Here is a 23505-nt window from a genome sequence, read left to right as displayed (position 1 = left end):
GGACGATCCGACGTCACAGGTCGACCCATCCCGCCGGCGCTGTCTTGCCGGGATGGATCGTGCCACATTCGGGGCAGGTGCGCGCCTCCTCGTCGTCGTAAAAGGCTTTGTAGAGGGGGGGCAGATCCCGCACGATGCTCTTCAGCGAGACCTCGACGCGATGGACGAGGCCGTTGCACTCGAAGCAATACCATTCGAAGGCGTCGAGCTGATCGGGCTGCCGCTTCGGCTCGATCACGAGACCGATCGACCCCTCCTGCGGCCGCTGCGGCGAATGACGCACGTGCGGCGGCAACAGGAAGATCTCCCCCTCGCGGATCGGCACGTCGTAGAATTCGCCGTCATCCACGACCTTGAGCACCATGTCGCCCTTCAGCTGATAGAAGAACTCCTCGACCGGATCGTCATGATAGTCGGTGCGCGAGTTCGGGCCGCCGACGACCGTCACCATCATGTCGGCGTCCTCCCAGACCTGCTGATTGCCGACGGGGGGTTTCAGCAGATGGGCGTGCTCGTCGATCCACGCCTTGAAGTTGAACGCATTCAGTCGGCCGGTCTTCATGGTCTCCTCCTCCTGTTGTCACCGAGACTGGCGCGAAGAACGGCATCGCGTCCAGTGAGGTTGGTGGTCATCGTGCACGTGTCTCCACAGTGCGGAGCGCGCGCCACAATGTTTCGTTGGTGAGCGGAAGCGAAAGATCGGCCTCGCCGCCGATCGCGTCGTGGACCGCGTTGAGGATCGCGGGCGGAATCGCGATGCAACCGGCCTCGCCGACCCCCTTCGCGCCGAGCGGATTGGTCGTCGCCCATGTCTCGCGTTTTGCGATGGTGAGCGCCGGCACGTCGTCCGCGCGCGGCATCGCGTAGTCCATGAAAGAGCCGGTGAGGAGCTGGCCGTCTTCGTCGTAGACGATCCGCTCCATGAAGAGCGTGCCGATCGCCTGGGCCATCCCGCCGACGAGCTGCCCCTCGGCGAGGAGCGGGTTCACGATCCGCCCCGCATCGTCGATCCAGACGAGGTCTTCGACGGACGGTGCGCCCGTGTCCGGGTCGATCGCGACGAGCGCGAGGGCGGCCCCGCTTGCCCAGGTCTCCCCCGGCGTCGTAAACCGCTCCGTGACGGTGAGCCCGTCCCCCTCCCCGCCGAGCATCGCCGCGAACCCCGACCAAGAGAGCGCCGCCCCGCCGGCTGCCGAAACACCCGCCTCAGAGAAAGACACCGCCTCCGGCGCGCATTGCATCAGCGGCGCGGCGGCGTCCTTGATCGCGGCGCCCATCGCCTCGGCCGCCCGCCACATGGCGCTGCCGCCGATCGCCGTCGACCGGCTGGCGAGCGCGCCGATACCGTCGGCCACATGGTCGGTGTCGCCGCTCACCACATCGATCCGGTCCGGCGCAATGGTGAGCGCGTCGGCGATGATCTGGGCCATCATCGTCTCACGCCCCTGCCCCTGTGTGCTCGACCCCGTCGCGGCGCGAAACCGTCCTTTGCGCGTGAGAGCGAGGCTCGCCGTCTCCCATCCCGCCCCGCACGGCTCGATATAGAGGCAGAGGCCGACCCCCGCGGCCAACCCTTGCGCGGCGAGCCGATCGCGGCGGGCGGTGAGATCGCGCGCGGCGGCCGCCCTCTCCGCCTCGGCCAGAAGGCCCTCGAGATCGGCGCTGTCATAGGTCTCGCCCGTCGCGGTCGCATGGGGAAAGGCCGACGATGGGATGAGATTGCGCCGGCGAATTTCGAACGGATCGAGCCCCGATTGCCGCGCCGCCTTGTCCATCAGCCGCTCCATCAAGAGGGCGGCCTCCGGCCGTCCGGCGCCGCGATAGATCCCGACGGGCGCCGTGTTCGCGCCCGCCCCGTCGAGGGCGATATGCACCGTCGGGACCAGGTAGGGGCCGGGAAGGACGCGCGCGGCATTCCGCCCCGGCGCAAGGGCGCTATAGGGCGTGCGCGCGCCGAGGGGGAAATCGAGCGAGGCGCGGAGGGCGAGGATCCGGCCGTCGGCATCGAGCGCCATCTCAGCGGACGTCCTGCCGCCGCGCCCGAGGGTCGCCGCCATCATATCCTCGCCGCGTTCGGCGACCCAGCGCACCGGCGCTTCGAGGGCGCGGGCGGCGGCCGCGACCATCAGATCCTCCGGGAAGATCGACGCCTTGCCACCGAACGCGCCGCCGACATCGGGCGCCACGACGCGGACCGCCTCACGCGGCAATCCGAGGACGCGGGCGATATCATCGCGGCACCTGTTGGGCGTCTGCGTCGACAACGAGACGATGAGGCGACCGTCGCGCCATTCGGCGAGCGCGGCGCGCGGCTCGAGCGGCGCGGGGGCGACGAGGGCATGATCGACACGGGCGGCGACGCGGTGCACGGCGGCAGCGAAGGCGGCATCCGCATCGCCCCTTCGCCACAGATGATGGACACGGCCGCCAGGCGGCGGCACGGGCGCGCCCGGCTCGACGCGCACCGCGTCCGCCGCATCGCGCGCCGCCATCGGGGTACGGGCAACGATCGCGGCGAGCGGCTGGCCGACATGATCGGCGCGCCCCTCGGCGAGGATTGCGCCCGGATTGGCCTCGAAATCGGGCAGGAGCGCATTGACCGCCGCACGGTCCGCGATCGGCACATCCTCGGCGGTGAAGATCGCGACGATCTCCGCCATCGCCTGCGCCGCCGACAGATCGAGATCGAAGAGCACACCCGCGACGGGGCTGCGGACGAATGCCAGATGGAGACAGCCGGGCGGCACGATGTCGGCGACGAAACACCCGTTGCCGCGCACGAGGCGATCATCCTCACGCCGGGTGAGCGGCCGTCCGATCCATCCGCGCCACGTCTTCGCGTCCAACCAGGCTCCCTCCACGATGACCGTGCGCAGAAGTAGAGCAGAGGTTTTTGATATGATAATCAGGGTTTAACGTATAAATTATTCGGAATTCCCGATTAATGGCTTTGCGCAACCTCACCATCCGCCAGCTTCAGGCCTTCATGGCGGTGATCGAGACCGGGAATTTCACCCGCGCCGCGGCGCGCTGTGGTGTGTCTCAGCCGAGCTTGTCGCAGGCGATCAAAGACCTCGAGGCCGAGCTCGGCGTCCCCCTCTTCAGCCGCACCACGCGCCGGGTGGAGCCGACCGCGGCGGGGCACGAATTCAGCGCCGACGCCGCGCGCATCCTTGCCGATCTGGAGCGATCGATGGAGAGCGTGCGCGATCTCGCTTTGTTGCGGCGAGGGCGGGTGCGGGTCGCGCTGCCGCCGCTCCTCGCCGCCTCAGTGCTGCCCGCGGTGATCGAGCGCTTCCAGCGTGAGCGGCCGGGCCTCACCGTCGACGTCGCCGATATCGGGAGCGACCAGATCGTCGCCCATGTGCGCAGCGGCGAGGCCGATCTCGGTATCGGCACCTTTCCCCAGACCGACGGCATCCAGACGGCGCATATCATGCGCGACCATCTCGTCGCCCTCCATCCGGCCGGCGTTCCCCTCGCGGCGGAGCAACCGACCGACTGGACCGCGCTCGCCGCCTATCCGCTGATCACGCTGCGCAAGGAAAGCGGCATTCGCCGTCTCGTCGAACGCGGCTTCGAGGAGGCCGGCCTTCCATTCCGCCCCGCCTTCGAGGTGCACCAGATCCTGACCGCCATCGCGATGGTCGAGGCGGGTCTCGGCCTCGCCGTGCTGCCGCGTTACGCGCTCCTGTCGGCAAATGCCCGAACGGTCGGACATTGCGCGCTGATCCGCCCGGAGATCAGCCGCGACGTGGTCCAGATCACGGCCGAGGGCCGCATCCTCAGCCCCGCGGCGCAAGCCTTCGGCGAGCTCGTGCGCGAGGTGCTGCGCCGCACCGCCTCCCCCGGGGCGCGGGCGGCTCCAGGATGATGGGGCGGGACGCCTCCGAGGGGGCTGGGTGGGCGGCGGAGCGGGTCCAAGATGCCGGCGCAGGACGTCGCCGAGGACCAGGGTGGACAGTGGAGCGGCCCCAAGATGCCGACGCGGACGTCTCCGAGGACCCAGGTGGACGGCGGAGCGCCCCCAAGATGCCCCCGCGGGACGTCTCCGCGGACCCGGGTGGACGGCGTAGCGGCCCTTCGCCGACCGGCGGCGTCTCCAACGCGGCAGGCGGACGGCGCGACGGGCACCCTCAAGATGCGGGCGCGCAGCGTCCCCGATGCGCTGAGTGAATGGCGGCTCGGCCCCTCAAGATGTAGGCGCGCGGCGCCTCCGACGAGCTGGGCGGACGGCGGCGCGGCCCCTCAGGATGCCGGCGCGCGGCGGCCCCGACACGCCGGGTAAACGGCGGCGCGGGCACCTCAAGATGCCGGCTCGCGACGTCTCCGACGGGCCGGGTGAACGGCGCCGCGGGCACCTCAAGTTGCCGGCTCGCGACGTCTCCGACGGGCCGGGTGAACGGCGCCGCGGGCACCTCGAGATACCGGCTGGCGACGTCTCCGACGGGCCGGGTGAACGACGGCGCGGCGCCGCACGGTACCGGGCGGCGTCTCCGACGCGCCGGGGGGACGGCAACGGCCCCTCAAGATGCCCGCGCGTGGCATCTCCGGCGCGCCGGGTGGACGGTGCCGCAGGACATCCAACTTGCCGGCGTGCGATGTCTCCGATGTGCTGAATGCGTGGCGGCGCGGACACGTCCAAGACGCCGACGCGGGACGTCTCCGAGGAGCCGGGCGGACGGCGGCGCGTTTGGCACTCATCACGTTGCACGAGCGGGCGGGTTGGACCGCGAGAAGGACGTCCGATGAGTGGGAATGAATGGCTGCAGCCCGTCCGCAACGGCTCGTCGCGCCGCAAAGTCTCAACGCGCGCGACTTCACCGGCCCCGACATTTCCAGAGCGAGCGACCCATCCTCCCGTTCCACGTGGAGACACGTTCTGGAGCACGGCAATGCATGAACGATGACGAGCAGCCCTTTGCGCCCGACGGCATTGTCGAACAGCACCAGCGGGAAGTCCGCGGCCCTTCCCCTTGTCGAATTGTTCCCCACAGGCGGCCAGTCCAGTCGGAGCATCGCCACCGCCGCCGCGCCTGTTGAGCGCGCCGAGGCGCGAGCGGCATCAGTCGACTACGGTGGGCGAAAGGTTCAGCGGGACGAGCAATGGTCAACTCATTTGGCGAAACGCCGAATCGTTGAATTCCGCGCAGCCCGTCGGGCGAGTCCGCCGAAAAACGCACCGGGTCGGCCCGCCGAGGGACAACCCGGGCCAGCAGGCCAAGCGCACGCCAAGTGAAACTCCCGGCGCGCGGACTGTGCCGAATGTGCGAGACACAGGCCGGCCGAATGGCCGGGGTGTCAGCCGGGCCGAATGGTCGAAGTGCAAGTCGGGCCAAACAGCCGAAGCGCAACCGGACCGAATGGCCGAGGCGCAAGCCGGACCGAGTGGGCGAGCCCGACCGATGGCCCAGGCGCACACCGGGCAGACTGCCGAGGCGCACGCCGGTCCGAACGGCCGAGGCGCGCACCGGGCCGAATGGCCGAGGTGCAAGCCGGACCGAGTCGCCGAGTAGCGAGCCCGATCGATGGCCGAGGCGCACACCGGGCAGAAAGGCCGAGGCGCACGCCGGGCTGAATGGCCGAGGTGCACGCCGGGACGAACGGCCGAGGCACACGCCGGGCAGAACGGCCGAGGCGCACGCCGGGCAGAACGGCCGAGGCGCAAGCCGGGCTGAATGGCCGAGGCGCAAGCCGGGCTGAATGGCCGAGGTGCACGCCGGGCCGAACGGCCGAAACGCAAGCCGGACCGAGTGGCCGAGTGGCGAGCCCGACCGATGGCCGAGGCGTAAGCCGGGCAGAACGGTCGGGCCGAATGGCCGAGGTCTGAGTCCCGAATTAGTCGGCCGGGGCGCGGGCGGAGCCTGCGGGGCGGGAAATTGCGCGGAGGGCTGCGGCGAGGCTCGCCGGCATGGCGCGCAAGGAACGCTCGGCCTCTCCGAGGAGGCTGGTGCGGTTGACCGCCATCGGGCGCTCGGCGTGGGGCTGTTCCATGATCGTCGCGAGATGGGCGGCGTGGCGTTCCCAGGCGGCGCGTTCGCCGAACACCTCGCGCACCTCCGAGGCGAGCTGGTTGCGAGTATCCTCGTCGACCGAAAGGCTCGTCTGGACGGCAGCGGCGAGGGCCGCGTTGTCGCCCGGAGGGGCGAACTGGCCGCCGCCCATACGGCGCGTCACCTCACGCGATCCGGTCTCGAGATCCCAGCCGGCGACGTGGCAGCCCATCCCCATGGCCTCGAGCGCGGCGACACCAGCACCACCCGAACGGACCGGGGCGAGGAGCACTTTGGCAGCCCCCTCCACCTTCACGAGGGACTCGCGGTCGACCCGGCCGCGCAGCGTGATTCTCTCCGCGCCGTCGAGCGCGGCGATCTGAGCCCGGACCGGGGGCGCGACGTCGCCGAACCACATCAGCCGGCCGCGGAAGCCGCCGCGGAGAAGGTGCGGCCAGAGAGCGATCACGTCGAGCGCGCCCTTCATCACATTGTCGCCGCCGACGAACACCACGTCGTCGGCCCGAGGGCTGTGCTTCAACACGTCGAGCGGAAGGGGAAAGTCGATCCCGTATTCGGCGACGAAGACGCGGGAGGGATCGGTGAGCTGGCGGCGCAGACGCGCGGCGACGAGCTCCGAGCTCGCGATGATGCCGTCGAGATGGGGGGCGGCTTCGAGCGTGGTCGCGAGGGCGCGAGGCGCATCCTCGGCGACCAGCGAGACGACGCGGATCTGCGGCGGGATCGCGCTGACGGTGGCGGCCAGCGCGTCAGCCCCGGCAAGAACCACGATATCCTGCGGATTGTCGCGCAACCAGGCGAGGAAGCGCTGTGCGGTGTCGCTCCGGCTGGCGCCGGGCGGCAGCGTCTCGACCTGGACGGCGCAGGCACCGCCCGCCGCATCCTGAGTCGGACGTTGAAGGAGGATGCGCGCTTCGCATCCAGCGACGCGCGCCTCGGCGCAAAGAGCGCGCGCGGCGGGGAAGAGCGCGCTCTCGGTATCGGTGACCCAGAGGATGCGGAGGCGAGTGGTCGACATGGTGCTATCCCGCGTTTGGGGCCGCGACGCGCTTCGGACGCGACCGCCAGCCCACGAAGCCCCTGTTCGCCGGTGGACGTTCATATCCGGCCTTCAAAGACCGGCACGAACCCCACGATGACGCATCCTCGACCGACCGGCTTGGTCGGCGCTTACGCCCGGCGCTTCTTCCCGTTGGACGCAATCGGCACGGCGCGCCGCCGGCTGAAAGCGCTGCTTATAAAGTCAGCTCCCATGCTCCCCGTTCCTGACAACGGGATGACACATGCGAGGCGACGACCACTTTCCACAACACACACGCCCCAAGACGCCGGGCGCCGATTTTAGCGATCGCCCTCGGCCGCATTTCTGCCGTGCCGGCAGCGTGGCGAGGGCCTTCGACAGCGCCATCATCACGCGCCATTCACCCCTAACACAACCCCGAAAAATTACAACCCATAATTGATATTTCAATCATTGGTTCTATACTTCGATCCAAAACAACCAAGTTATTGCCAATTTGTAATTTAAGGTTTAGATCAAACAGCAGACGCTCAGCACTTGCCTAATGTGACACTTGCAACATCCAGTGAGTTTAATTCAGCCACATTAGCTAGAATTTTGGCATTTTATTTATACAAAAATGGCAGCACGCGGGCGCGTCCCAATTCGGATCGATGAATCGATTGCAAGTTCGTTTCGTTCTGCACTAGTCTCACGTAAGAAATGCACGGAGTGGGCGAATGATCGATGCAACCTATGCGGAAATCAACAGTTGGAGTGCTGGTTTCCAAGGTGAATTCACCCTCGAAAATGTCGGAACCACAACCCAGACGGGCTGGGTGATTGCATTTAACACTCCGGTCAATATTACCCAGATCTGGGGCGCCCGAATCGTTTCCCATGTCGGTGACGCGTACGTCATCGAAAATCTGTCCTGGAACGCCTCCCTTAATCCGGGGCAAACAGCTCGCTTCGGCTTCATCGCCAATCCGAGCGGCCCCAACGCCGTGTTCACCGACATCGAAGTCAACGGTGACCCAGTCGGCGGCGACCCGCTGCCGGGCGTGTCGATCCTCGACACTGTCGTCGCCGAGAATGCCGGCGAGGCCACCGTCCGCATCGAACTCGACTCTCCCTCCGAAACGCCCGTCACCCTCACGATCGAGACAACGGCCGGCAGTGCCGGCGCGGGCGATTTCACCGCCGTGTCGACGACCCTCACCATCCCCGCCGGCGCGACGAGCGCCGACATCGCGATCCCGATCACCGATGATGCGGACGTGGAGGACGAGGAGAGCTTCACCGTCTCAATCCTCACGGCCGACGGCGCGCGGATCATGGACGGCGAGGCGAGCGTCACCATCATCAGTGACGATCTCCCCCCGCCCCCCACCATCTCGATCGGTGAGAGCCTGGCGATCGACGAGGGCGACCCGGTCGTCGGCGCGGCGGCCGGCTGGTTCTCGACCCAGGGCACCGACATCGTCGACAGCGCCGGCAATGTCGTGAAGCTGACGGGCGTCAACTGGTTCGGCGGCGAGACGGTGCGGATGGGGCCGGACGGGCTTTATACGCGCAATTACAAAGACATGATGGATCAGATGGCCGAGCTCGGCTTCAACACGATCCGTCTGCCCTTCTCCAACGACGCGCTCCAAGACGGCGCGATGCCCAACGACATCAACTACGCGATCAATCCCGAGCTCGAAGGCCTGACCGCGCTCGAGGTCATCGACGCCGTCGTCGCGTATGCCGGCGAAATCGGCCTGCGCATCATCCTCGACAATCACCGCAACGCGGCTGGAAACGGCGCGTCGTCAAACGGCCTTTGGTACGGCGAGGGCTACACGCACGAAGAGTGGGTCGCCGACTGGGAGATGCTCGCCGAACGCTATCAGGACAATCCGACCGTCGTCGGCTTCGACCTCTCGAACGAGCCGCACGCCGCCTCTTGGGGCGACGGCAACGCCGCGACCGACTGGCGCCTCGCCGCCGAGGACGCGATCGACGCCATCCACGCGATCAACCCCGAGGTGCTCGTGCTCGTCGAGGGGATCGGCGGATCCTATTGGTGGGGCGGCGATCTCACCGGCGTCGGCGATTTCCCGATCCGCCTCGATCAGTCCGACAAGCTCGTCTACTCCCCGCACGCCTATCCGAACTCGATCTACAATCAGCCCTGGTTCTCCGATCCCGACTATCCGAACAACCTGCCGGGGGTGTGGGACGCCAACTGGGGTTACATCATCGACGAAGGGATCGCGCCGGTCCTCGTCGGCGAGTTCGGCTCCAAGCTCGAAGATCCGAAGGACGTCGCCTGGTTCGACACCTTCATCCCCTATCTCGTCGAGAACGGACTGAGCTGGACCTTCTGGTCCTGGAACCCAAATTCCGGCGACACTGGCGGCATCGTCGAGAGCGATTGGTCGACGGTCATCGACGCGAAGATGGACTATCTCACCCCCGCGCTCGGCGGTGACCTGTCCGGCTCCGGCACCGGCGAGCCGGACCCGACCTGGACCATCGAAGTCGAGGTCGCCTTGTCCGGGCCGGCCGGCGCGCCCGTCACCGTCGCCTGGGAAACCGCCGACGAGACGGCGACCGCCGGCCTCGATTACGAGGCGGCGAGCGGTGAGGTGACCTTCGCCCCCGGCGAGACGGTGAAGACGATCGCCGTCACCATCCTCGCCGACACCATCGAGGAGGCGGCCGAGAAGACCTTCCGCATCGATCTCACCGACCAGGACGGCGGCGTCTTCGCCAACCAGTCGATGGTCGTCACCATCCACGACGACGACGCGGGCGCGCCGCCACCCGTCCCCGTCGCCTCGATCGAAGACCTCACCGTCGGCGAGGATGTCGGCACCGCCGAAGTGACGGTGAGGCTCGACGCACCGTCGGCAGAGGCCGTCATCGTGGAAGTCGCCGCGGTCGGCGGCACGGCGGACGCCTCCGACTTCACGATCGCGGACGGCACGCTCACCTTCGCGCCCGGCGAGACAGAAGCCACCCTCGCAATCACAATCGCCGACGATGCCGACGTGGAGGACGACGAGACGATCGAGCTCGCCCTCACCTCCTCCGACGCCGTCATCGGTTCAGGCAGCGCGACGGTGACGATCGTCGACAATGATGAAGATGAAGACGACGGCACACAGCCCACGGGCGAAGGGCCCGATTTCAACGGCGATGGCATCTATCCCGAATATGGCGTGCGTGAGAGCTGGTCGGGCGGGTTCGTCATCGACTCGTCGATCGTGAATGACAGCGCCAGCGCCATCAATGGCTGGTCACTGGAGATCACGACGGACGCGTCGATCGCCAACATCTGGAACGCCCAGATCCTCAGCCATTCCGGCAACACATACGTGATCGGCAATGTCGGCTATAATCCGTTCGTCGGCGCCGGCGGCTCGACCGATTGGGGTTTTCGCGCCGACGGCTCGGTCGCCGGGATCGAGTTTGGCGACATCATCCTTTGAACGGATGATCCGATAAGACGGCGGCCGCCGCGGCGCCGCCGCCCATCTCGCGCGTGGCCGCCGTCCGGGCGGCCTTTCCGTCAGGCGCGCGTGTCAGCCTTTGCGCATCTGGTAACGGAAATCGCAGTGGCTCGCGCCGCCCATGATGGTCTGCGAGCGGTGGAACTCGATCCGCTCGTCATAGCCTTCGCAGAAGGTGCCGTCGCGATTGCAGGACAGGATGTGGCCGATATGGCCGAGCCCCATCTCGCGATACATCTCAGCATAGCGGCACCGGACGACGTCGAACTCCAAATGGTCCGGCGTCGACACCTTCTCGTCGATCTCGAGCGCGCCACCGGCCGTCCAGCGCGGCAGGAGGGCGGCGAACCCTTCGATCCCCTTGTCACCGCCTTGCGCCTCAGCCATCGCCTCGCCTTGCGCAATCGCGCTCTTGCGGATGACGCGGGTCAGGAGTTGATCGGCCTCGGCGCGGCCGAGCCGCTCGACGAGCTCTTCATAGACCGGGCGGATGATCTCCGCCTCGATGCGGCGACGGGCGAGCATCGGAAGGGCGGCGATGGCCTCGGCCGCGGCATCCTCTTCGGTTCGTGTCGTCTCGCTCATGCGACGTGTCCTCCGAGATAGGCTTCGACGATACGCGGATCCGTCTGCAGCTCCGCCGACGGACCCGACAAGACGATACGTCCGTCGTCGATCACGTGCGCGTGGTCCGCGACCTTGAGGGCTGCGCGGGCGTTCTGCTCCACGATGAGGATCGAGACGCCCTCCTCGCGAATGCGCGCGACGAGCTGGAAGATGAGCGCCACGAGCTTCGGCGCGAGACCGAGCGACGGCTCGTCGAGAAGGAGGAGCTTGGGCTTTGCCATCAGCGCGCGGGCGATGCACAGCATCTGCTGCTCGCCACCGGAGAGCGATCCCGCCCCCTGCCCCATCCGCTCCTTCAGAAGGGGGAAGAGCGCGAGCACCTTGTCGAGCTCGGCGAGCCCGTGCGAGCCACCGCCCAGCACGAGATTTTCCCGCACCGACATGTTGGAGAAGATCTGCCGCCCCTCCGGCGCCTGACAGACGCCGCGCTCCACGATCTTGTGGCTCGCCATGTTGGTGATCGGCTGGCCCTCGATGAGGATCTCACCCGAGGTGACGCGATAGACGCCGGAGATGGCGCGCATCAATGTCGTCTTGCCGACACCGTTGGCGCCGAGCACGGCAACGATCGAGCCCTTCGGCACGTCGAGGCTGACGCCGTGGAGGATCTCCTGGATCCCCATCTTCACCGACAGATTCTTGATCTCGGCCAGGCTCATTCGTCGGTCCCCAGATAGGCCTCGAGGACGGCGGGATCGGCCCGCACGGTGTCGGGATCCGCATCGGCGATCTTCTTGCCGGACGCGAGCACGACGATGCGTTCGCACACGCTCATCACGAGGCCCATATCGTGCTCCACCAGCATGATGGTGAGCCCGTCCGCGTGAAGCGAGCGGATGAAGTTCGCAAGCTCCAGCGTCTCCGAATCGTTGAGGCCCGCGGCCGGCTCGTCGAGGATGAGGAAGTCCGGCTGCATCGCGAGCGCCCGCGCGATCTCGAGATATTTGCGCTTGCCATAGGACAGGTTCGCCGCAAGGTCGGTCGCGACATAGGCGAGCTCGGTGCGCTCCAGCGCCTGCCAGACCCGCTCGGAGATCGTCTCCGCCCGCTTGGAGCCCGACCGCAGCGCGTCGAGCGCCGATTGCGGGTGCGTGCCGAAGGCGCCGACCGAGACATTGTCGAACACCGTCATGTTCGGAAACACGCGCAGATTCTGGAAGGTGCGGCCGATGCCGAGACGGGCGATGCGGTTCGGCTTCATGCCGTTGAGCCGCGTCCCCTTGAAGTGCACGTCACCGGAGGACAGCGGCGTGAACCCGGAAATGAGGTTGAAGAGCGTCGTCTTGCCCGCCCCGTTCGGCCCGATGAGGCCGACGAGCTGGCCGTGGTCGACGCGCGTCGTCACATCGTCCACCGCGACGAGGCCGCCGAAGCGGCGCGTCGCGTTCTGGATCGTCAGGAAATCGCTCATCGCCAGCCGATCCCCTTGCCGTTCTCGTCGCGCCGCCAGGCGTCGCCGAATTGGCGCCGGATCATCGACAGTGCCGAGACCTCGCCGAACAGGCCCTTCGGGAGAAGGAGGATCGACAGGAACATGACGATACCGACCATGATGTTGCGCACGTCGCCGACATCACGCAGCACCTCCGGCAGAAGGATGAGGAGGAGCGCACCGATCACCGCGCCTGGCAGCGAGCCGAGCCCGCCGACCACCACCATCGCGAGGATGAGGATCGATTCGGCAAAGTCGAAATCGCTCGGCGAGATATAGCCCGTGGTGTGCGCCCAGAGCGCGCCGGCGATCCCCGCGAAGGCTGCGGAGATCACGAACGCCTCCATCTTGAGCCGCGCGGTGCGCACGCCCATCGCATCGGCGCACTGATCGTCCTCCCTGAGGCTGCGTAGCGCGTTGCCGTAATAGGAGTGGCTGATCCGGTGGATGAGGACGATCGAGGCCGACACGATCACCGCGACGAGGAAATAGGTCGCGATCGGCGACGAGAGGTCGATGCCGAACACCTCGAGGCCGGAGAAGATGAGAACGCCGTTCGGCCCGTGGGTGAAGCTCACCCAGTTGAGGAGGACGAGATAGATCATCTGCCCGATCGCGAGCGTCGCGACCGCGAAATAGATCGACACCAGCCGCATCGTCGGCAAAGCGACGAGGAAGGCGATCGCCGCCGTGACGATCGCCGCCGCGGGGATCGTCACGAGGAACGGCATCCCCTGCTCGCTCGCAAGAAGGCCCGCGGTGTAGGCGCCGACACCATAAAAGGCGGCGTGACCGAGATGGAGGAGCCCGGCGACGCCCGTCACCACGTGAAGCGAGGCGGCGAGGAGGACGAAGATCAGCGCGATGTTCGCGATCTGCCAGAAATAGCCCCGGCCGAACGAGGTGAGGACCGCGGGCACGACCGCGAAGATCACGATCGCGATCAGGATCGGCAGCACGAGATTGCGCAAGGTGCTGGGCGGCGCCGCGGTGGGCGGATTGGCGAGATCAGACACGTTCGCGCCTCGCACCGAAAAGCCCCTGCGGGAAGAAGATCAGCGTGACGATCAGGAAGCCGTAGGCGACCATGTCGGCCCAGCCGGACGAAATGAACGTCACCGCGACCGATTCCGACAGGCCGAGAATGATCGCGCAGATCACCGCGCCCGGGATCGAGGAGAGCCCGCCCATCACCATCGCGACGAAGGCCTTCACGCCGGGAATGAAGCCCATGGCGGGGAAGATCACGCCATAATAGAGGCCGACGAGGATGCCCGCCGCCGCGCCCATCATACCGCCGATGACGAAGGTCATGATAATCGTGCGGTCGACGTTGATGCCGACATAACGCGCGCCGAGCGGATTGTTGGAGACCGCGCGGATCGACAGGCCGACATGGGTGCGGGTGAGGAGGAATTGCAGGCCGATCAGCATCAGGGCGGAGATGCCGAAAATGATCAGATCGCCGGTGACGATGATCACCGGGCCGAGGTGGATCGGCTGGTTGATCAGATACTCGAACGGCACCGCCTGCTGCTGCGAGCCGAAGAGCAGCTCGATCGCCTCACGGGCGATGATGGAGACGGCGAGCGAGGACAGAAGCGTCGCCTCGCGCATGGCGCGCGATTTCAGCGAGGCCTCGTCGGTGAATCGGCGGAACGGCTTGAACGCGATGCGCTCCAGCGAGAATCCCGCGAGCGCGCCGATCGCGAGCGCGAACACCACCACCGCAACGAACGGCGGCGCGACGGCCGTGATGAGCACGAGACTGGCGAAGGCGCCGATCGTGTAGACCTCGCCATGGGCGAAGTTCACCACGTTGAGAACGCCGAAGATCAGCGTGAAGCCGATCGCCATCAGCGCATACGTCATGCCAAGGGACAGGCCGATGACGAGCTGCTGCAGATAATAAGGGTCGATCATCGCCTGGCTTTCGCGTGAGGGGCCCGGTGGGATGGCGGGTGCGCGCGGCACCCGCCGGTCATATCAGGGAAGAGCGACGAACTCGCCGTCCTTCACCTCGGCCTTGGCGAGTTCCTTCGCCGGCTCGCGGTTCTCGTCGAACGTCGTGACGCCGGTGACGCCCGGATAGTCCTTCGTCTCGGCGAGCGCGTCGCGCATCGTCTCCCGCGTCGTATCGGGATAGGTCTTCGCGACGGCGTCGAGCATGATGCCGACCGCGTCATAGGCCTGGGCCGGGAACTGGCCGGGGGCCTCGCCATAACGCTCGGTGTACTCGTCGACGAACGCCTTCACGTTCGGATCATCGCTCGTCGGCAGGAAGGTGACGGTGAGCTTCATGCCGTTGGCGGCCTCGCCGGCGAGGTCGATCAGCGCGGGGTTGTACGCGGCGGAGGTCGAGAAGATGGGGGTCTCCACGCCGAGCTGCCGCGCCTGGCGCAGGAAGTTCGCGCCGTCCTCGTAGAAGAAGCCCGTATAGATCGCGTCCGGCTGGGCGCGCTCGATCTTGGTGATGACCGAACGGAAGTCCTTCAGGCCGCGATTGAAGAACTCGGAGAACACGATCTCCCCGCCGTCTTCCTTGAAGCGCTCGCTGAAGCCGTCGACCACCGACTGACCCCAGTCGGTCTGCTCCGCGATCACGGCGACCTTCTTGTAGCCGAGCTCGGTGAACCAGTCGGCGTTGTAGGGGCCTTCCTGGTCCTGGGTCGTGATGTTGCGGAACTGGTACTCGGAGATTTTGGTGTAGTCCGGGTGGGACGCGGTCTGCGAGAGCTGGGGCATCCCGGCCTGGCGGTAGACCTGCGCCGCCGCCATCGACACCGTCGACGTGAAGTCGCCGAGGACGGCGACGATCGCGGGATCGTCGACGAATTTGCGCGCGATCGTGACGCCTTCTTTGGCGTCGGAGCGGCTGTCTTCGTAAACGATCTCGACCGGGACCGGGATCTTGCCGGAAGCGTTGAACTTTTCGAGCTGCATCTGCGCGGCGTTACGGAAGCCCTGGCCGTACTGGGCGGTGTCGCCGGTGAGCGGGAGCTGATAGCCGATCTTGATCGGATCCTGCGCGTGCGCGCCGGTCGCGACCAGCGCCGCGAGCGCACCGATGAGGGCCGTCGTCTTCAATCTCGTCATCGATAGAATCTCCTGTCCTCGTCTCGTTCGTTTCGTATGGCTCGTCCCTTCGCGTGAAGGACGTCGTATCTCGTGTGTGCCAGTCCGGCGCATCCGGCAAGCCCCGCGTCGGTCGCGGGCCGGGGAGCCGGTCGGATTCGCCTCATCCGGCGACCTCGCGGCTGTCCTTGAAGCGGAAGCGCGCGAGCATCAGCGGGGCGACCGTCTTCGCAATCGCGTGCAGGGGGATCGGCGCCGCCGGCTCGAAGGGCAGCGCGAGGCGGTCGCGCGGCTCGCCCCGCAACAGGGCGGCGAACTCGCGCCCGAGTGCGATCGACAGCGCGACGCCCCGTCCATTGCAGCCCGTCCAGCCATACGCATCCGGCCCGAGCTCCAGGAGGCGCGGGGAGAAATCCGGCGTCATCCCGATATAGCCGTTCCAGACATGATCGAACGAGACCTCGCCGATCTGCGGAAAGGTCTCGACGAGGCGGTCCGCGATCATCGCCTTCAGCTTGCCGACACCGTCGGCCGGAACGATGAGCGCCCCGCCGGCGACGAGACGGCCATTGGCCGTGTGGCGGAAGAAGCGCAGATCGCCGCGCGTGTCGGACGCCGCCTCGCGGCCGGGGATGATCGTGGCCGCGATCTGCGGATCGAGCGGCGTGGTCGACATCTGCCAGGACGCGACGGGGACGACCGAGCGGCGGAGCGGCTCGGCGATGTCGTGCGTATAGGCGTTGGTGGCGACGATGAGATGCTTGGCGGTGAGGCTCCCCCGCCCTGCCTCGATGCGCCAGCCGTCCGCCCCATGGGTGAGGCCGCGCGCCGGAGATTGGACGAACACGCGACCGCCGAGACCTTGCAGCGCGCGGGCCATCTCACGGGCGAGCGACAACGGGTTGATGTGCCCGCCGCTCGCCATGCGGATGCCGCCGAAATAATTGGGGCTGCCGAGCGCCTTCGCCATCGCCTCGCGGTCGAGGAGTGCGATATCGGCGCCGATCGCCTGCCATTCGCGCCAACGCGTCTCGGCAAGGCGCATCCGGCCGGGGGTGTGGACGGGCTGGAGCCAGCCGGTCTGCTCCGCTTCGGCGTCGAGGCCGAGCCGGCGGACGAGATCGAAGACGATCCCGGCGCTGTCGCGCACCAAAGCGGCCAGGCGCTCACCCGCGGCGATGCCGTCGGCCCCCCGCGCCGGATAGCGCGCCGCCATGGCGGCCGGATCAAGGCGCGACAAGGTCGGGATGACTTGGCCATTGTTGCGGCCCGACGCGCCATAACCGACGCTTTCCGCCTCGATGACCGCGACGTCGACACCCGCTTCGGCAAGATGGATCGCGGTGGAAAGGCCGGTAAAGCCCGCGCCGATGATCGCCACATCGGCCCGCTCCGCGCCGTCCAGCGTCGGCGACGGCGGCGCCGCCACCGCCGTATCGGCCCACAATGAGGGCGCCGCACGCCCCGGCTTCGGGGCGGCGACGAGCTTCGGATCGATCGGACCGTTCATGCCTTCACCAGCTTCGACCAACGGGCGCCACGGATCGAACGCCTCCCGCGGTACAGCAAGTGGTGTGCCCACCTGTCGGGGAGTTTCATCACCGTGCGCGACGCGGAGGACGCGCGCGCCACCCGCAATGCCAGCGGGACGCTAGTGCCTGTCCCCTTCGGAGGGAAGCGCATGAGGTGCGATTTGTGGCGGGCATCCCCATGACGCCACATAGGCGTTAAACGAGGACGCCTTGACCGCCTCAGGCGGCGTTCTCCATCACCGTCTTCGCCGAAACGGCCGCCCCGTCCGTGGCGAAATCCACTGCGGCGTCGGCGTGGAGGAGCGTCGTGTCGAACACCGGAAGCGGCACGCACGTCTTGTCGAGGAGGAGGCCGATCTCGGTGCAGCCGAGGATCACCGCGTCGATCTCGTCGCCCGCCCGCTCGATGATCGCCTGATAGGCCGCGCGCGAAGTGTCCTTGACGACGCCGCAGCACAGCTCCTCGAAGATCACGTCATGGATGGTGCCGCGATCATCGTCCCCAGGAACCACCGCCTCGATGCCGTACCGCTCTTTCAGCCGGTCGCGATAGAAGGCCTGCTCCATGGTGTAACGCGTCGCGAGGAGCAGCGGCCGCGTGACGTTCGCCGCCTTCAGCGCCTCGCCCGTGGTGTCGGCGATATGAAGGAGCGGGATCGAGATCGCGGCCTGCACCGGCTCGGCGAGAATGTGCATCGTGTTGGTGCAGATGAGAACGCAGTCCGCCCCGGCGGCCTCGAGCTTGCGCGCCTCGTCGGCGAGACGGCGGCCCGCCGCATCCCACGCGCCGGCCTTTTGCAGCGCGACGATCTCGGCGAAATCGACGGAGCGCATCAGGATCTCGGCCGAGTGGAGCCCGCCAAAGCGATCGCGGACCACCTCGTTGAGCCGGCGATAATAGACCGCGGTGCTTTCCCAGCTCATTCCGCCCAGCAACCCGATACAACGCATGTCGACTGTCCTCCGATTTTGAATGGGCGGAGGATAAGAGCAACGCGGCGAAGCCGGCTTGCAAAGTTCGGCGCCTTTCACGCAAACTCGGCAATCTGGTTGCGCCGATATAGGGTTCTGCGCAATCAGATTGCGTCAGCCCACGAACCCCGCGAATCACATGACCGATCCTCGCCTCGACCAGATCGACCGGCGCATTCTCGACCTCCTCCAGGAGGACGCGACGCTTCAGATGAACGAGATCGCCGAGCGGGTGGGCCTGTCCCCCTCCCCGTGCTGGCGGCGCGTGCGGCGGATGGAGCGGGACGGCCTGATCCGCCGCCGCGTCGCGCTTCTCGACCGGGCGCAGGCGAATGTCGCCCTCACCGTCTTCATGGCGATCCGCGCGCAGCATTCGCGCGATTGGCTCGTCGCCTTCCGCAACGTCATCGCCGACATTCCGGAGGTGGTGGAAGCCTACCGCCTCACCGGCGAGATCGACTATATGTTGCGCATCGTGGTGCCCGACGTCGCCAAGCTCGACGAGGTCTACAATCTCCTCATCTCGAAGATCGACTTCGCCGGAATCTCCTCCTCGATCGCGATGGAGGAGATGAAGTACACCACCGCGGTGCCGACGAAATATCTCGTCGAGCGGTGAGGCTCAGACGGCCCAGCCGAAGGCCGGCGTCTCGGAGACGTTCATCTCGACTCCCCGAACGCCCGGCACCTCCTCCGCCGCGACCTTCATCGCCCGCGTCAGCTCCTTATCGTCGACGAAGCCCCAGAAGCTGACCACGCCATCATTGACGACGACATTGAGCCGGGTGAGCGGCGCCCAGGACATCGACCGGAGCTTGGTGAGGACTGCCTCGCGGATCGTCTCGTCGTCCGCCGAGGCGGGCACGATGGCGGCGGAGCCGCGGGCCGCCACGGCGCGCAGGAGATCGGCGCGGCTCACGATGCCGACGAGGGTGTGCCCGTCCACCACCGGAACGCGCTTGATCCGCTTCGTCTCGAGGATGTGCGCAATCTCGCCCACCGGCGTCGACGGGTTCACCGTGATCACCTGTTTCGTCATCACGTCGCCGACGGTGTGCCCGTGCGCCTTCACATAGTGCGAGGCCTCGATGGCGGGATCGGCGAGCGGCAGGAGCCACCACGCCCGGCGATGGCCGTCGTCCCCGTCCTCCAGACGGCGCATGAAATCGCCCTCGCTGACGAGGCCGACGAGCTTGCCCGACGCATCGACCACAGGAAGCGCGCTGATATGGTGCTCCATCAGACGCCGCGCGGCATCGGTGATCGGCGTGTCCGCGGTGACGGTGATCACCGCCGTGTTCATGATGTCCTTGGCCTGCATCGTGTCCTCCCCTTTTTATCGTGTCGTCTTCCGAGGCAGCACAGATCGGCCTGATCCGGCCGTTTTAACGATATCACGCCATCAGCCGGAGATCGCCTTGATCGCCGTCAAATTCCGAGCCGCCGCTCCATTTGGTCGAGGAGGCCCATCACGCGCTGGCCGACGGCGAGAGCCGGCTCGCTCGCCGCATGAAGCGGGATCGGTTTGAGGCGCGACACCGGAAAGGCGAGCGCTTCGGGCGAACCACCGGCGATCCGGTCGGCGACCTCCTTGCCGAGGGCGCTCGCGAGGGCGAGGCCGCGGCCATTATAGCCGAGCGCCACATGAAGCCCCGTCTCGGGTTCGTGGAGGTGGGGCAGGAAATCGCGCGTCAACGCGATCTGCCCCGACCAGCCATAGGCCCAGCGGACGCCCTCTCCCGCCGCGCCGAAGAGCTCCACGGCCGTCTCGGACGCCTTCGCGAAAAGCGCCTCGCCCTTCGCCTGCCCCGTGCCGCCCGGCCCGCCGAGGATCAGACGGCCATCGTGCGACAGACGAAACGAGATGAGGACGCGGCGCCGATCGGAGGCGACATGGCCGGCCGGAAGGATCGCCTCCCGCTGCGCCGCATCGAGTGGGGCGGACACGGCCTGCGAGGCACGCATCGGCACGATCGACCGGCTGAGGCCGGGGACGAGATCGCCGGTATAGGCATTGGTCGCGACGACGACATGGCGCACCTTGATCGACCCGCCATTGTCCGTGGTGATGCGCCACGCGCTCCCCTCATGGGTCAGCGTCCGCGCCGGAGCCTTGCGGAAGAGCCTTGCGCCATGACGCGCGGCGGCGGCGGCGAGGCCGAGCGTATAATCGAGCGGGTGAATGGCGCCGCCGCGCCCGTCGAGCCAGGCGCCGAGATAGAGTTCGGGCGGCGTTCCGAGACAGCGCGCGGTCTCCTCCCGGTCGAGAAGCTTGACCGGCGCGCCGCGCGCCTGCCATTGGCGGCAGCGCGCTTCGAGCGTCTTCATCTCGCCCTTGGTATAGGCGGCCTGCACCCAGCCGGTCCGCCGCGCATGACAGTCGATCCCGTGACGCTCGACAAGCGAGAAGACGAGATCGGTGATCCCGCCGGCCCACTCGGCGAGCCGCTCGCCCTCCATTTCGCCGAAGCGGGACACCATCGTCTCAGGATCGATTTTGAGGCCGGGCAGGACCTCGCCGCCGGCGCGTCCACTCGCGCCCCAGCCCGGCGCCTCGGCGTCGATCACGACGACCTCGCGTCCGGCTTCGGCGAGATGGAGTGCGGCGCAGAGGCCGGTCACGCCGCCCCCGATGACGGCGATATCCGTGTCGAGATGACCTTCGAGGCGCTCGGTCGGTGCGTGCCCCGTCGCGGTCGCGGCCCAGAAGCTCTCGCCGGCGGCCTCGCTCATGCCATCCATCACGCTCACCGGCGCCCGAGAACGAGGCGCTCGACCGTCGCCACCCAATCCTCGCGCGAGGAACCGTCACGATAGGCCATGCCGAGCGCATCGAGTGTCGCCCGATCATCCGCGAGGCGCTCCACGGCGACCCACCTGTTCCACACGTTCGCGACCGACCAGTCGGGATCGCCGACACGCGAATCCGGCAAGCGATAATGCGAGGTGGGTCGGCGGCCGATCTTCTCGTCGGGCAGCGCGTTGACGACGCGCTCCTCGTCGATGAAGCGCAGCAATGGCAGCATGTCGAGATCGCGGTCGCGGCTCGGATTGGCCTCGAGATAATCGTCGATCAGCCGGCCCATCGGCGGCCAGTATGCCGGATCGCTGACCATCTCCACATAGGCCTCGGGATAGGGCTGGAAGTAGGCCATCAATTTGCGCAGCCGATCGGGGTCGTGCTCATGACGCAGCCACGCGTCCATCAGCGCGAACGCCTTGATCAGCGCCGCCACCGTTTCGGGCGAGGTGTCCGGGATCTCGGGATTGAGGTGGAGGGCGAGCGGCGTCATGCCGTCCTTCACCGCGCCCTCGGCCCCGGCATTGCGCAGCGCGTCGACCGCCTCGTCGATCATGGCGAGATCGTCGAGCGGGATCGGACCGGTAACGAGCTCGCACGGAATGATGGGCTCGGCGATCGAGGCGAACCATTCGCCGATCCGCCCACCCACGACATCGAGCAGGCTCTCCTCGGAACGCGCCTCTTTCTCCTTATGGGCAAAGCGGCTGTCGAGCTTGACGTCGAGGTCTCCGATCCGGGTGCCCTTCAGCTTGAAGGCGAAGGCGTCCTCTTGGGCGAGATCGCCGCCGAGCGCGCGGTGAAGTGCGAGCGCTGCGGCCTCGACGCCGAGGCTCGAAAACTCCACCTCGACACCCACGCCGCGTATCGCGCCGGCGCCGTTCGTCCGCCGCGGCGGCATGTCATAGCTTCTGGTCTTCAGCATTGCGGGATTCACGTCCATCACTCATCCGGTAACGCGCCCCCACGCATCGGGTTTCAATCAGCGGAGCGAAACGATGATGATGATGAGCGCAATCAGGGCGATCCCGATCATGCCGGCGATGAAGACTGAGCGCCGGCCACGGCTCTTTAAAATGACCTCGCCCTGCCGGGCATCGTCGGCGTCGTAGACAGGGGGCTTCGGGTCCATCGGTAAACCTCCATCAGTCTTCTCGGAAAACCCGCCTTCATCCGCACCGTTCCGCCCCTGCGACCTCTCATCCATGGAACATCCGGCCGGGCCGCCGCGCTTTCATCGCAACCGGCGCGTCCGGCGAGGAGGTACGACGATGAAGACCAAGACCCTTTATGACGGCCCGCAAAAGACCTTCGTCGTGGTGTTCGATCCGGGCGAGGAAGTCGTCGAAGGATTGACCCGATTTGCCGAGGAGAACGGCATCGACGGCGCGGAGTTCTCCGGCATCGGGGCGCTCAGCGACGTGGAGCTCGGCTTCTTCGAGATCGACACGAAGTCCTATCATCGCATCCCGATCGACGAGCAGGTCGAAGTCGTCTCCTTCACCGGCAATTTCGCCCGCAAGGACGGCAAGGCGAAGCTGCACCCGCACATCGTCGTCTCGAAACGGGATGGGACGGCCCATGGCGGCCATCTGATGACGGCGCACGTGCGGCCGACGCTCGAGGTGGTGGTCACGGAATCGCCCGCTTACATCCGCCGCCGGACCGACGCGGCGACGGGGCTGCCCCTCATCGACCTGTCGGCCTGATCGGCCGGCTTTCGCCATCCCGGCCGAACCCGACGGCCTGGCGGTTTCGCGTCCGGTCGCCGGGAGGGCGGGCCTCAATGACCCATCGTGCCGAAGATCCCGGCGATGGTGAAGCCGCCATCGACGTCGAGCGTCTGGCCGGTGATGTAGCCCGATTGGTCGCCGTCGAGGAGGAAGGCGATCGCGTTCGCCACATCCTCCGGCGCGCCATAGCGCCGTTGCGGGACGACGCGGTGCCAGCGCTCGCGGATCGCCGGCGTGTGGACGCGCGCGGCGAGCGGCGTCTCGATCGGGCCGGGCGCGACGGCATTGACGCGGATGCCGTGCTCGGCGAGCTCCACCGCCATCACCTTCGTCATGGTGATGACGCCGCCTTTCGACGCGCCATAGGCGACGCGGCCCTCGTTGCCGACCTCCCCCGAAACAGAGGCGATGTTGACGATCGACCCGCCCGCCTTTTCGGCGACCATCGCTTTCGCCACCTCCCGCGACACGGCGAAGGCGCCGATCAGGTTGACCTCCAGGATATCGCGGAAGACGGACAGGCTCGTCTCGAGAGCGGGAATTTCCCGCGCAATGCCGGCCGAATTGACGAGGCCGGCGATCGGCCCCTCCCGCGACAGTTCCGCGATGGCGGCGACGATCGCCGGCTCGTCGGCGACGTCGAGTTCCAGGAAGCGCGCGGCCTCGCCGGCCGCAAGGTCGGCTTCGGCAGTCGTGAGAGCCCCCGCCTCGCGGTCGGCGATGGCGACGCGATGGCCGCGGGTAAGGAGTGTGCGCGCGACGGCAAGCCCGATGCCCGATGCGCCGCCGGTGACGAGGATGACACCGTTCTTCATCA

The 23505-nt window shown here is 67.3% G+C and carries 20 protein-coding genes; 4 read left to right on the top strand and 16 right to left on the bottom strand.

Going from position 1 to position 23505, the window contains the following annotated elements; translation table 11 throughout:
* Window positions 1-13 precede the first annotated feature (13 nt).
* Window positions 14-562, bottom strand: coding sequence for a 3-hydroxyanthranilate 3,4-dioxygenase (locus L1787_RS25305; protein WP_235711872.1), 549 nt, complete (start codon window positions 560-562; stop codon window positions 14-16).
* A 67-nt stretch (window positions 563-629) separates the two neighbouring features.
* Window positions 630-2846 (bottom strand): xanthine dehydrogenase family protein molybdopterin-binding subunit, encoded by a 2217-nt coding sequence (locus L1787_RS25300; protein WP_235711871.1) that lies wholly within the window; start codon window positions 2844-2846, stop codon window positions 630-632.
* A gap of 98 nt (window positions 2847-2944) precedes the next feature.
* On the opposite strand from L1787_RS25300, the gene L1787_RS25295 reads away from it, so the two are divergent.
* Window positions 2945-3874, top strand: coding sequence for a LysR family transcriptional regulator (locus L1787_RS25295; RefSeq protein WP_235711870.1), 930 nt, complete (start codon window positions 2945-2947; stop codon window positions 3872-3874).
* A 1964-nt stretch (window positions 3875-5838) separates the two neighbouring features.
* Here the strand turns inward: L1787_RS25295 and L1787_RS25290 are convergent.
* The gene (locus tag L1787_RS25290) at window positions 5839-7032 is read right to left on the bottom strand and encodes a glycosyltransferase family 4 protein (RefSeq protein ID WP_235711869.1); all 1194 of its coding nucleotides are present in this window, start codon (window positions 7030-7032) and stop codon (window positions 5839-5841) included.
* Between the two features lie 722 nt (window positions 7033-7754).
* Here L1787_RS25290 and L1787_RS25285 point away from each other — a divergent pair.
* On the top strand, window positions 7755-10496 hold the full coding sequence (locus L1787_RS25285; RefSeq protein ID WP_235711868.1) for a cellulase family glycosylhydrolase: 2742 nt from the start codon (window positions 7755-7757) through the stop codon (window positions 10494-10496).
* 93 nt (window positions 10497-10589) lie between these two features.
* Here L1787_RS25285 and L1787_RS25280 read toward each other — a convergent pair whose 3' ends face one another.
* The 8 genes from L1787_RS25280 to L1787_RS25245 form a co-directional block, all read right to left on the bottom strand.
* Window positions 10590-11102, bottom strand: coding sequence for an L-2-amino-thiazoline-4-carboxylic acid hydrolase (locus L1787_RS25280; RefSeq protein ID WP_235711867.1), 513 nt, complete (start codon window positions 11100-11102; stop codon window positions 10590-10592).
* Window positions 11099-11803: an ABC transporter ATP-binding protein gene (locus tag L1787_RS25275; RefSeq protein ID WP_235711866.1), complete on the bottom strand. Its 705-nt coding sequence runs from the start codon at window positions 11801-11803 to the stop codon at window positions 11099-11101. The genes L1787_RS25280 and L1787_RS25275 overlap by 4 nt, the downstream gene beginning before the upstream one ends.
* A complete protein-coding gene (locus tag L1787_RS25270; RefSeq protein WP_235711865.1) occupies window positions 11800-12555 on the bottom strand; it encodes an ABC transporter ATP-binding protein in 756 nt (251 codons plus the stop codon). The genes L1787_RS25275 and L1787_RS25270 overlap by 4 nt, the downstream gene beginning before the upstream one ends.
* Window positions 12552-13592 (bottom strand): branched-chain amino acid ABC transporter permease, encoded by a 1041-nt coding sequence (locus tag L1787_RS25265; protein WP_235711864.1) that lies wholly within the window; start codon window positions 13590-13592, stop codon window positions 12552-12554. The genes L1787_RS25270 and L1787_RS25265 overlap by 4 nt, the downstream gene beginning before the upstream one ends.
* The gene (locus L1787_RS25260) at window positions 13585-14550 is read right to left on the bottom strand and encodes a branched-chain amino acid ABC transporter permease (RefSeq protein WP_235711863.1); all 966 of its coding nucleotides are present in this window, start codon (window positions 14548-14550) and stop codon (window positions 13585-13587) included. Before L1787_RS25260 ends, L1787_RS25265 begins: the two co-directional genes overlap by 8 nt.
* 12 nt (window positions 14551-14562) lie before the next feature.
* Window positions 14563-15672, bottom strand: a complete 1110-nt coding sequence (locus L1787_RS25255) for an ABC transporter substrate-binding protein (RefSeq protein WP_235711862.1) — start codon at window positions 15670-15672, stop codon at window positions 14563-14565.
* Window positions 15673-15814: 142 nt separating this feature from the next.
* Window positions 15815-17161 (bottom strand): NAD(P)/FAD-dependent oxidoreductase, encoded by a 1347-nt coding sequence (locus tag L1787_RS25250; protein ID WP_235711861.1) that lies wholly within the window; start codon window positions 17159-17161, stop codon window positions 15815-15817.
* Between the two features lie 241 nt (window positions 17162-17402).
* The gene (locus tag L1787_RS25245; protein ID WP_235711860.1) at window positions 17403-18134 is read right to left on the bottom strand and encodes an aspartate/glutamate racemase family protein; all 732 of its coding nucleotides are present in this window, start codon (window positions 18132-18134) and stop codon (window positions 17403-17405) included.
* 160 nt (window positions 18135-18294) lie between these two features.
* Between L1787_RS25245 and L1787_RS25240 the strand changes: the two genes are divergently transcribed.
* Window positions 18295-18774, top strand: a complete 480-nt coding sequence (locus L1787_RS25240; RefSeq protein ID WP_235711859.1) for an Lrp/AsnC family transcriptional regulator — start codon at window positions 18295-18297, stop codon at window positions 18772-18774.
* Between the two features lie 3 nt (window positions 18775-18777).
* Here L1787_RS25240 and L1787_RS25235 read toward each other — a convergent pair whose 3' ends face one another.
* The 4 genes from L1787_RS25235 to L1787_RS25220 form a co-directional block, all read right to left on the bottom strand.
* On the bottom strand, window positions 18778-19476 hold the full coding sequence (locus tag L1787_RS25235; RefSeq protein WP_235711858.1) for a CBS domain-containing protein: 699 nt from the start codon (window positions 19474-19476) through the stop codon (window positions 18778-18780).
* Between the two features lie 107 nt (window positions 19477-19583).
* Window positions 19584-20888, bottom strand: a complete 1305-nt coding sequence (locus L1787_RS25230; protein ID WP_235711857.1) for an NAD(P)/FAD-dependent oxidoreductase — start codon at window positions 20886-20888, stop codon at window positions 19584-19586.
* Between the two features lie 14 nt (window positions 20889-20902).
* Window positions 20903-21898 (bottom strand): amidoligase family protein, encoded by a 996-nt coding sequence (locus L1787_RS25225; protein ID WP_235711856.1) that lies wholly within the window; start codon window positions 21896-21898, stop codon window positions 20903-20905.
* Between the two features lie 39 nt (window positions 21899-21937).
* A complete protein-coding gene (locus L1787_RS25220) occupies window positions 21938-22162 on the bottom strand; it encodes a hypothetical protein (RefSeq protein WP_235711855.1) in 225 nt (74 codons plus the stop codon).
* Window positions 22163-22226: 64 nt separating this feature from the next.
* Here L1787_RS25220 and L1787_RS25215 point away from each other — a divergent pair, with 64 nt between their 5' ends.
* Window positions 22227-22664 (top strand): PPC domain-containing DNA-binding protein, encoded by a 438-nt coding sequence (locus L1787_RS25215; RefSeq protein ID WP_235711854.1) that lies wholly within the window; start codon window positions 22227-22229, stop codon window positions 22662-22664.
* Window positions 22665-22738: 74 nt separating this feature from the next.
* Here L1787_RS25215 and L1787_RS25210 read toward each other — a convergent pair whose 3' ends face one another.
* Window positions 22739-23503 (bottom strand): SDR family NAD(P)-dependent oxidoreductase, encoded by a 765-nt coding sequence (locus L1787_RS25210; RefSeq protein WP_235711960.1) that lies wholly within the window; start codon window positions 23501-23503, stop codon window positions 22739-22741.
* Between the last annotated feature and the right edge of the window lie 2 nt (window positions 23504-23505).

The organism is Acuticoccus kalidii (assembly GCF_021556395.1).
Taxonomy (GTDB): domain Bacteria; phylum Pseudomonadota; class Alphaproteobacteria; order Rhizobiales; family Amorphaceae; genus Acuticoccus; species Acuticoccus kalidii.
Note: the sequence above shows the minus strand (reverse complement) of the source record. Positions and strands in the feature narration are given on the sequence as shown.

What these genes read in the sequence shown, in the direction of transcription:
- L1787_RS25305 (WP_235711872.1), bottom strand. Translation starts at nt 562, where the DNA reads ATGAAGACCGGCCGACTGAATGCGTTCAACTTCAAGGCGTGGATCGAC.
- L1787_RS25295 (WP_235711870.1), top strand. Translation starts at nt 2,945, where the DNA reads ATGGCTTTGCGCAACCTCACCATCCGCCAGCTTCAGGCCTTCATGGCG.
- L1787_RS25290 (WP_235711869.1), bottom strand. Translation starts at nt 7,032, where the DNA reads ATGTCGACCACTCGCCTCCGCATCCTCTGGGTCACCGATACCGAGAGC.
- L1787_RS25285 (WP_235711868.1), top strand. Translation starts at nt 7,755, where the DNA reads ATGATCGATGCAACCTATGCGGAAATCAACAGTTGGAGTGCTGGTTTC.
- L1787_RS25280 (WP_235711867.1), bottom strand. Translation starts at nt 11,102, where the DNA reads ATGAGCGAGACGACACGAACCGAAGAGGATGCCGCGGCCGAGGCCATC.
- L1787_RS25275 (WP_235711866.1), bottom strand. Translation starts at nt 11,803, where the DNA reads ATGAGCCTGGCCGAGATCAAGAATCTGTCGGTGAAGATGGGGATCCAG.
- L1787_RS25270 (WP_235711865.1), bottom strand. Translation starts at nt 12,555, where the DNA reads ATGAGCGATTTCCTGACGATCCAGAACGCGACGCGCCGCTTCGGCGGC.
- L1787_RS25255 (WP_235711862.1), bottom strand. Translation starts at nt 15,672, where the DNA reads ATGACGAGATTGAAGACGACGGCCCTCATCGGTGCGCTCGCGGCGCTG.
- L1787_RS25250 (WP_235711861.1), bottom strand. Translation starts at nt 17,161, where the DNA reads ATGAACGGTCCGATCGATCCGAAGCTCGTCGCCGCCCCGAAGCCGGGG.
- L1787_RS25245 (WP_235711860.1), bottom strand. Translation starts at nt 18,134, where the DNA reads ATGCGTTGTATCGGGTTGCTGGGCGGAATGAGCTGGGAAAGCACCGCG.
- L1787_RS25240 (WP_235711859.1), top strand. Translation starts at nt 18,295, where the DNA reads ATGACCGATCCTCGCCTCGACCAGATCGACCGGCGCATTCTCGACCTC.
- L1787_RS25235 (WP_235711858.1), bottom strand. Translation starts at nt 19,476, where the DNA reads ATGCAGGCCAAGGACATCATGAACACGGCGGTGATCACCGTCACCGCG.
- L1787_RS25230 (WP_235711857.1), bottom strand. Translation starts at nt 20,888, where the DNA reads ATGAGCGAGGCCGCCGGCGAGAGCTTCTGGGCCGCGACCGCGACGGGG.
- L1787_RS25225 (WP_235711856.1), bottom strand. Translation starts at nt 21,898, where the DNA reads ATGGACGTGAATCCCGCAATGCTGAAGACCAGAAGCTATGACATGCCG.
- L1787_RS25220 (WP_235711855.1), bottom strand. Translation starts at nt 22,162, where the DNA reads ATGGATGAGAGGTCGCAGGGGCGGAACGGTGCGGATGAAGGCGGGTTT.
- L1787_RS25215 (WP_235711854.1), top strand. Translation starts at nt 22,227, where the DNA reads ATGAAGACCAAGACCCTTTATGACGGCCCGCAAAAGACCTTCGTCGTG.
- L1787_RS25210 (WP_235711960.1), bottom strand. Translation starts at nt 23,503, where the DNA reads ATGAAGAACGGTGTCATCCTCGTCACCGGCGGCGCATCGGGCATCGGG.